The sequence below is a fragment of the Thermoplasma sp. genome (assembly GCF_023256435.1).
Taxonomy (GTDB): Archaea; Thermoplasmatota; Thermoplasmata; order Thermoplasmatales; family Thermoplasmataceae; genus Thermoplasma.
Genome location: NZ_JAGDXM010000030.1, coordinates 56,293 through 62,292 on the forward strand (window position 1 = coordinate 56,293; position 6,000 = coordinate 62,292).

Genomic DNA, 6,000 nt, shown 5'->3' on the forward strand with positions numbered 1-6,000 from the left:
AATCACTTTCCCCGGTGAAATGATGAGCAGAATCGTAATAGCATTGGGAGGAAATGCACTCCTCCAGAATGGAGAAAAGCGGGACTATGAGACGCAGTATGATCATGCCTACAGGACGTTTGAGAACCTGAAATCGGTGACGGAGAACAATGAGACCGTCATAACACACGGAAATGGCCCACAGGTTGGAGATATACAGCAGAGCCATGATATTTCAGGAATACAGGCTCATCTGCACCAGAGCGTGGCAATGTCGCAGGGATACATAGGCGAGATACTTGCCAATGCATACAACAATATAAAGGCCAGATATGGACTGCGCAAGAACATCTTCACCATAATAACCAGGACCGTCGTGGATGAAGACGATCCGGCGTTCAGTAATCCGGAAAAACCAATTGGCCGATATTACAGCGATGGAGAGCTTGGAGAGGCCAGGAAGAATGGATGGGCAATGAAGAAATTCAAGGACGGCTGGCGCAGGGTGGTACCATCTCCTGATCCCAAGGAGATAGTCGAAGAGCCGGTGATAGAATACCTGCTTCATAATGGAAATCTACCGATAGCGGTTGGCGGTGGTGGGATTCCTGTCGTCTATAGAAATGGTGTCATGTACGGCATAGACGCAGTCATAGATAAGGATCTGGCATCATCCGTTCTGGCCACCGCAATAGGTGCCGATTTCTTCATGATACTGACAGATGTTGATCATGTCTTCGTAAACTATGGAAAACCCGATCAGAGATCGCTTCACGAGGTACGGGTTGATGAAATTGAACAATACCTTAAAGATGGACAGTTCGGGGAGGGGAGCATGAAGCCCAAGGTTATGGCAGCGATCAGGTTCATAAAGAACGGTGGCAAGAAAGCCTTCATAACATCTATAGAGAATAGCGTCAATGCGCTTTCAGGCGGAAGCGGGACGGTCATTGTACGATGACGAAGTCCCTGCCCTCCTTTTTCATTCTTCCGAAAACAACGAAATCGTTCAGTATCTCCTCTATGTTCAGAGATGAGACGTCGAGATCGTAATCTTCCTTCAGTATGTCTATAACTTCGTCAGGATTTACCTTATCGGTGAGTGATTTCCTTATCAGGTTGTTGAGGTCTTCGTAAACGTTCCATGGGAATATGAACCATGCCCAGTTCTTCTCGGTTATGAGATCCGAGTAATAATCTGGAACGAATTTAGATCTGCTTATGTGGAGCATTGTTGCGCTCCTTAACTCCTTTGGCTTGAGGGATTTGACATACTCATAAGCGAGGCCCATACTTTCTCCGGTATCTGTAATATCATCAACAACAAGCACATTCTTGCCCGATAAATCGGTGCTAATCTTGGTTTTCAACACAGCTTCCCCATCCTTTGTTGCGGTTATGCCCCAGTGCTCCGTTTTCACGCTGAGCAGATCCTTGACCCAGAGCCTGTCGGAAAGGATCCTTGCTGGTACCAGACCTCCCCTCGCAATGCCTATGATCGTATCAACCTGAAATGATGCCTGTACCTTTCTGCTGATGTTTCCACACCACCTATCTATGTCAGCCCAGCTGACAAGGGTGGCCTTGAACTTGTTAGCCATGATATCGTGATTATGTGAATGCGTTTAATTCTTTTTGTCGGCATGGTCAGAGACCCTGCTGCATACTGCGGATGCTATTAGATTAGCTATCCTGACTGCGTCTGCATTCGTATACCATCTCATAGTTCGAACTGCGCGATCCAAGCTGACCCATTCATATGCATCATGTTCCCTGTCAACATTGTTGGATATATCGATGGGACATGAATCCCTTACACGTATGGCATAAACATACTCTATGAAATCCATCTCATGGGCTCTGAATCTGAAGGCCATGATCCTGTGAGCGATGTGCATTATGCAATCGCTGCCTATACCAGTTTCCTCTCGAACCTCCCTCAGGAGTGCCCTGCCCAGATCCTCACCTGGCTCCACATTTCCGGTGACATTCTGCCAGAAATCGCCGTGTTCCTTATTTCTGTGCAGTATCAGGAATTCAGGCCATTTTCCGCATCTATAGATAACCGCCTGTACCTTAACGCCCGTTCTTGTGCTTGACATAGCTGCGTTAAATCATGGCATCTAAAAAGGTTTACCGAACTTCGAATGTGCATTCTGGAGTTCTGATCCATCAGACTAAGGGTTTGGGTTTCTCCAGTTCAGCCGTATCAGCAATATCTATAAATCATGTCTAACATTACATGACCGTGTCGATCGAAGCCGTTGATATGGTTATTCCTCCTGAAGCCAACATAATAGTGGGCTACTCCCATTTTATAAAAACTGTGGAGGATCTTAATGAGATAGTGAGAACGCACGTGCCGGGTGCAAAATACGGAATAGCGTTTTCAGAGGCAAGCGGTGACAGGTTGATACGGTTTGATGGCAATGATGCGGATCTTGTCAAGGCATCCATAGAAAATATACAGAAAATTTCGGCTGGACACACTTTCGTTATACTGATAAGGAACGCATATCCCATAAATATACTGAACGCCGTCAAGATGTGTCAGGAAGTCGGAACGATCTTCGCTGCCACGGCAAATCCTCTGCAGGTTATACTGTATAGGGGCAAAAACGGCAATGGTGTGCTTGGCGTGATAGATGGATATTCCCCTGTGGGCGTCGAATCTGATGAAGACAAGATGAAACGCAGGGAATTCCTCAGAAGGATAGGCTATAAGGAATAGGGCCCGTAGTGTAAACGGATATCACAGGGGCCTCCGGAGCCCCTAATCCGGGTTCGATTCCCGGCGGGCCCGTTATGTGATGTATGGATGGAGATTTCCAGATGGAAAGATACAGCGGAAGGATCTTTGATAATCATTTTCACCTCAATCAGGCTTCTGATTTCGCAGCAGCTGTTCGCATATTCCGCAGCGCTGGTGGAACCTCACTCAACATCACCAATCTGCCCTCTCATGATAGGAAGGAGAATTATTACGATATGCTGTACAGAGAAACAATACGCATTGCAGACATTGTTAGATCTCAATTCGGTGTGGAAACTCTGGTCACGATAGGCCCATATCCATTCGATTACTTTTTCTTCGATCAAGCGCAAATTGATCCGATGGAGACGATGAGACATGGACTTGATCTCGCAGCTAGATATATAGAAGAAGGCATGGCGGACGCCATTGGTGAGATAGGCTTTCCGCATATTCCACAATCAGATGAGGTGATGCAGAAATTCTGGGAACTGCTTGATTATGCCATGGCTGTAGCGCATGATGTCAAGGCACCACTGGTTCTCCACACCTTCGATCTGTCCTGTGACGATTATATGCGACTGGAAAAGAGAGCAAATTCCTATGGAAATGTAATGCTGGTTAAGCATCATGCTAGGCCAGAGGATCTATCGTGCAATACATCGATATTCAGGTCTATACCAGCCAGTCGAAGGGCAATAAGAGAGGCTTTGAGAATTTCAAGAAATTTCATGATGGAGACGGATTTCATCAACGATCCGAACGATATGAATAAGTTCCTGCCTCCGGACAGCGTACCGAAAAGGGCTCAGATGATCCTTCAGGAGTATGATGACGGTGGTGAAATACTCAACAGGATCTTCAATGAGATCCCGGAATCAGTCTATCAGAGACTCAGAGATCACCAGTAATCTTCGTTGACATACTCATCATAGAGATCCGCGAGCTGATTCTTATTCATCTCTTCATACTTCATTATAGATCTCAGAATTGGCTCTACTTTGGTCCCGCTGTATTCTGTACTCATTATCTGAAGGGCCCTATGGAGATCATCCTCTTCTTTTATAGACTTCAGCAAAACGCTTCTTATATCTGATATCTCCTTCACATCTGCGTTTCTCACGAGATGCTCAATCATCTGATAACTTCTCGACTCAGGCTTGACTGCGTCAAATTCTCCAATTTTCAACGCTTCCTCTATCTTCTTTCTGCTCTGCATCTCCAGATCTGCCACCTTCATCAATATGTTCCTTACATGATCTGGAAGATTGGAATTTGCAATATTTCTATACGATCTTTCTCTCTGACTTTTCAATTCAGCAAGGCGCTTCAGCAACACCTCGATAACCTCATCATAACTATTTCCTGATATGGTTTTGTATTTATGTGTCATGACAACAAATATCATGAATTCATGGTTAATAAGCTTTGCTATAACAACAGAAAGTCATTGGTATAACAACAGAATAATTATCAATGCATTTATAGAATGGTGCAAAATCAATTCCCCTCCTTGAATCTAATGAGAAACTGGCATCTCCTTGCATGCAAAAGCTTCATGAACAGTACATATTAGCGACTGATCATGACCGTCTAGGAGCAGTATGCGACGGCCAGACTCACAGCAGATCACGGAACATAAGGTTAATTCTAAATATTTGGTTTCAATAGCGTTAGGTCAATTTGATGGGCGCATGGCCTAGCCTGGATAGGGCAACAGCCTCCTAAGCTGTAGATCAGGGGTCCAAATCCCCTTGCGCCCGTATCCCGAGTTTTAGCATTCACCTTGATGATTATGATATTCTCAATCAAGATGTTTATTGGCAGATCATATTGATCTCAGCAATCCTCTGCATGCGGAAAGATTCTCGAAAATAGTTAAACCTTGATACGGAAGCAAGTTCAATGAACAAAAGCAAAAACCCATTCATGGAAATTTGATGGATAAGGCGTATACTTTGTGTGTTGCCTTTTCAATGGCCGATTCAGCATTTGGATTGAAGTTCATCCTGTTAAGTGCCGATTCATCAGAATATTGAGGCTATGTAGTCTGTTATGCTTCCAAATATCCTTTCGTTTACCATGGACGGTTTTCTCCATGAGAATATGGACGGCTCAAGATAGCACGATAGAGAGCATTTGTTGCATGATTCGTAAGGCTTCCAATCATATGTGTTCCAAAGATTCCTTATATCTGTCTCCCAGACTTTCTTATCGCCGGCATATTCATTCAGAACGTAGCAGGGCATGACGATCCTGCCCTGTGGATCTATGTTCACGGTTGACCACGGCTTGCAAGCCCACTGTATTCCATAGTACCATGAGTTGACAAGTGTTTCAAAATATTCCCTGGAGTTCACTATCGGTGCACCATCTTCCTTCATCTTCTTCAAATCTAAAAGAAGATTGTAGAGCTTCTGCCTATCCGGCGAAAGTTTGTCGGCTGTGCTGTAATCATAAGAAACCTGTATATTGATCCCAACGCGGAGTTCCTCGGCCAGATTCACAACGTATTTAATATCGTCCATATTTTTTGTGGTTATGGTCGTGCTCATGGCAACGGGCACATACTTCTTTGCCTCCTTTATACCTTCTATTGCGTGATCGAAGGAACCGACCACACCACGCTGGTCATCATGTGTCTCCTTGCGGCCATCAATGGAAACAAAGAGATAATCCAGATATCTTGCAATTGAGGATGCACGGTTTTTGAGCAGCCATCCATTGGACACCAGAGACGTGTGGAACCTCCTGTGGGATTCCCTGAGTATATCCTCAAGATCGTTTCTGAGCAGTGGTTCGCCACCTTCGAAGCCCATGAACGATACGCCAGCCGAAGCCAGAGCATCCATCATCTTGATCTCATCATCCAGTGAGAGGAGTTTTTCGTCCTTCCTTCTCCAGAAAGGACACATATCGCACCTGAGATTGCAGGTGTATAGTAGCTTGTGTCCAGCTATAAATGGAAGCTTCTTTCCGGACAGTGTGTAAAGCTTCCTCTTTATTGTTCTCCCGATAACGGGTTCGATTATGGCCATTAATTTATCAATCAAATTAAATATTTAAACTTACGTTAACTGCTTTCTTGCTGAAATCTCGGATCAATCATTTCAGCAAAGAAACCTCTGCCCCTATGATTATATTCAGGCTGCACAAGCCACATTCTTGTCTATCTTGAAAATGTGAGCTACTCCTAAGCTGAAGCTTCGGATCTTCCTGCTTCAACGATCAAACTCTATCCGCGTACATCCAGATCGCAGTTTCCCGTC

At 44.8% G+C, this 6,000-nt stretch carries 7 protein-coding genes and 2 tRNA genes; 5 read left to right on the forward strand and 4 right to left on the reverse strand.

Annotated elements, in window-relative coordinates:
• The first annotated feature begins 22 nt into the window (after window positions 1–22).
• A complete protein-coding gene (gene arcC / locus Q0C15_RS03980; protein WP_297216447.1) occupies window positions 23–940 on the forward strand; it encodes a carbamate kinase in 918 nt (305 codons plus the stop codon).
• On the opposite strand, the gene Q0C15_RS03985 is transcribed toward arcC, so the two are convergent.
• Both Q0C15_RS03985 and Q0C15_RS03990 read right to left on the reverse strand, forming a co-directional pair.
• Window positions 927–1,580, reverse strand: coding sequence for a phosphoribosyltransferase (locus Q0C15_RS03985; RefSeq protein ID WP_297216450.1), 654 nt, complete (start codon window positions 1,578–1,580; stop codon window positions 927–929). The two genes, arcC and Q0C15_RS03985, sit on opposite strands and share 14 nt — an antisense overlap.
• A gap of 24 nt (window positions 1,581–1,604) precedes the next feature.
• On the reverse strand, window positions 1,605–2,081 hold the full coding sequence (locus Q0C15_RS03990; RefSeq protein ID WP_297216455.1) for an NUDIX pyrophosphatase: 477 nt from the start codon (window positions 2,079–2,081) through the stop codon (window positions 1,605–1,607).
• A gap of 140 nt (window positions 2,082–2,221) precedes the next feature.
• Here Q0C15_RS03990 and Q0C15_RS03995 point away from each other — a divergent pair, with 140 nt between their 5' ends.
• The 3 genes from Q0C15_RS03995 (at window position 2,222) to Q0C15_RS04005 (ending at window position 3,642) form a co-directional block, all read left to right on the forward strand.
• Window positions 2,222–2,710 (forward strand): adenosine-specific kinase, encoded by a 489-nt coding sequence (locus tag Q0C15_RS03995; protein ID WP_297216458.1) that lies wholly within the window; start codon window positions 2,222–2,224, stop codon window positions 2,708–2,710.
• A tRNA-Arg gene (locus Q0C15_RS04000) sits at window positions 2,710–2,782 on the forward strand. The genes Q0C15_RS03995 and Q0C15_RS04000 overlap by 1 nt, the downstream gene beginning before the upstream one ends.
• 29 nt (window positions 2,783–2,811) lie before the next feature.
• Complete coding sequence (locus tag Q0C15_RS04005) at window positions 2,812–3,642, forward strand: TatD family hydrolase (protein WP_297216461.1); 831 nt, start codon at window positions 2,812–2,814, stop codon at window positions 3,640–3,642.
• On the opposite strand, the gene Q0C15_RS04010 is transcribed toward Q0C15_RS04005, so the two are convergent.
• Entirely contained in the window at window positions 3,633–4,139 is a 507-nt protein-coding gene (locus Q0C15_RS04010; protein ID WP_297216464.1) for a hypothetical protein, read from the reverse strand. The genes Q0C15_RS04005 and Q0C15_RS04010 overlap by 10 nt on opposite strands.
• Window positions 4,140–4,419: 280 nt before the next feature.
• Here Q0C15_RS04010 and Q0C15_RS04015 point away from each other — a divergent pair.
• A tRNA-Arg gene (locus Q0C15_RS04015) sits at window positions 4,420–4,494 on the forward strand.
• A 264-nt stretch (window positions 4,495–4,758) separates the two neighbouring features.
• On the opposite strand, the gene Q0C15_RS04020 is transcribed toward Q0C15_RS04015, so the two are convergent.
• A complete protein-coding gene (locus Q0C15_RS04020) occupies window positions 4,759–5,769 on the reverse strand; it encodes a PTO1314 family radical SAM protein (RefSeq protein ID WP_297216466.1) in 1,011 nt (336 codons plus the stop codon).
• Window positions 5,770–6,000: the final 231 nt, after the last annotated feature.

What these genes read in the sequence shown, in the direction of transcription:
- Q0C15_RS03990 (WP_297216455.1), bottom strand. Translation starts at nt 2,081, where the DNA reads ATGTCAAGCACAAGAACGGGCGTTAAGGTACAGGCGGTTATCTATAGA.
- Q0C15_RS03985 (WP_297216450.1), bottom strand. Translation starts at nt 1,580, where the DNA reads ATGGCTAACAAGTTCAAGGCCACCCTTGTCAGCTGGGCTGACATAGAT.
- Q0C15_RS03995 (WP_297216458.1), top strand. Translation starts at nt 2,222, where the DNA reads ATGACCGTGTCGATCGAAGCCGTTGATATGGTTATTCCTCCTGAAGCC.
- Q0C15_RS04005 (WP_297216461.1), top strand. Translation starts at nt 2,812, where the DNA reads ATGGAAAGATACAGCGGAAGGATCTTTGATAATCATTTTCACCTCAAT.
- Q0C15_RS04020 (WP_297216466.1), bottom strand. Translation starts at nt 5,769, where the DNA reads ATGGCCATAATCGAACCCGTTATCGGGAGAACAATAAAGAGGAAGCTT.
- arcC (WP_297216447.1), top strand. Translation starts at nt 23, where the DNA reads ATGAGCAGAATCGTAATAGCATTGGGAGGAAATGCACTCCTCCAGAAT.
- Q0C15_RS04010 (WP_297216464.1), bottom strand. Translation starts at nt 4,139, where the DNA reads ATGATATTTGTTGTCATGACACATAAATACAAAACCATATCAGGAAAT.